1 protein-coding gene and 1 pseudogene are annotated in these 1,227 nt (G+C 62.6%); both read left to right on the plus strand.

Annotation, left to right across the window (positions count from 1 at the left end; all coding sequences use genetic code 11):
- Positions 1-247 (plus strand): annotated as a pseudogene (locus ACT84W_RS10885) (hypothetical protein); the annotation flags it as partial.
- A 121-nt stretch (positions 248-368) separates the two neighbouring features.
- Positions 369-1,133 (plus strand): sugar transferase, encoded by a 765-nt coding sequence (locus ACT84W_RS10890; RefSeq protein ID WP_444329237.1) that lies wholly within the window; start codon positions 369-371, stop codon positions 1,131-1,133.
- Positions 1,134-1,227: the final 94 nt, after the last annotated feature.

A 1,227-nucleotide genomic window follows, 5' to 3' on the forward strand; every position in this document is an offset into this window, starting at 1 on the left:
GTACATGCCCATGCCGGACGATGCGCAGGATTGGTACCGCAGCGTGCTGGACGACGACGGAGTGGTGCGCAACAGCGTTGCGCGCATAGAAGATGGCGTGTTGCACATAGAACAGGGTCCCTTGGTGGGGCAAGAGGCCCGTGTAAAGAAGATCGACCGTCATAAGCGCTGGTGCCTAGTGGACGTGGGCGAAGGTGACTCCGCATTTAGGGAGCTGCTGCCGTTAGACGTGCCGAGCAAAACGTAAGGAAGACGTTACGCCGGCAATTTATTTGGTTTTTGAATTTGTGGATGGGGGGGGGGTTCCTGGGGACAGGAACGAAATTTATATTGTGACTGCTAAAGAAGTAACAGAGGATAATGCGCCCGTGGGCGCGGCGCTCATTGCTCAGGCCATGGACCGGCGCGAGAGCGCGGCGGGCGCCGGTGCCGGCTCCGCTGCAAGCACGGGCACGATGAGCCTCCCAGGCTCGCCCGAGTTTGCCGCAGAGTCCCGCGCGCTCGACACGAGGTCGCTTGGCTACCGCTTCGTCAAGCGCACCTTCGACATCGCTTTCAGCGCGTGCGTCTGCGTCGTGGGGCTCATCCCTGGCGCAGTGCTCTGTGCGTTCATTGCGGCCGATACCAAGGGCGCACCCATCTACGCTCACGAGCGCGCGGGGCGCTTCGGTCGCCCCATCCGCGTGCTCAAGTTCCGCTCCATGGTCGCCGACGCCAACGACGTGGAGAAGTACCTCAGCCCCGAGCAGATCGAGGAGTGGCACCGCGAGCGGAAGGTCACAAACGATCCCCGCATCACCAAGCTAGGCCGCGTCCTGCGCAAGACTTCCCTGGACGAGCTGCCCCAGTTCTTCAACGTGCTCGCGGGCCAGCTCTCCGTCATCGGCCCTCGCGCCATCACCTACGAGGAGCTCGGGAACTTTACGCACGAGCAACAGGTGCAGGTGCTTGCCGTCCCGCAGGGCATTACCGGTGCCTGGCAGTCGGGCCCGCGCAACCTCGCGACCTTCGAGAACGGCCTGCGCCAGGAGTTCGAGCTTGCCTACGCGAAGGGTGCCAGCCTCAAGGCAGACTGGAAGGTCTTCTTCAAGACCTTTGGCGTCATGTTCGGCAAGAAGAAGACGGGGAGGTAGCGCATGAGTGCTGACAAACCCCTCGTCTCGATCGTGGTGCCGACCTACAAGCGCTCTGACAGGATTCGCGTGGCCCTGGACTCAATCGCCGCGC

The organism is Paratractidigestivibacter sp., from assembly GCF_052362415.1.
In the GTDB taxonomy this organism is placed as follows: domain Bacteria; phylum Actinomycetota; class Coriobacteriia; order Coriobacteriales; family Atopobiaceae; genus Paratractidigestivibacter.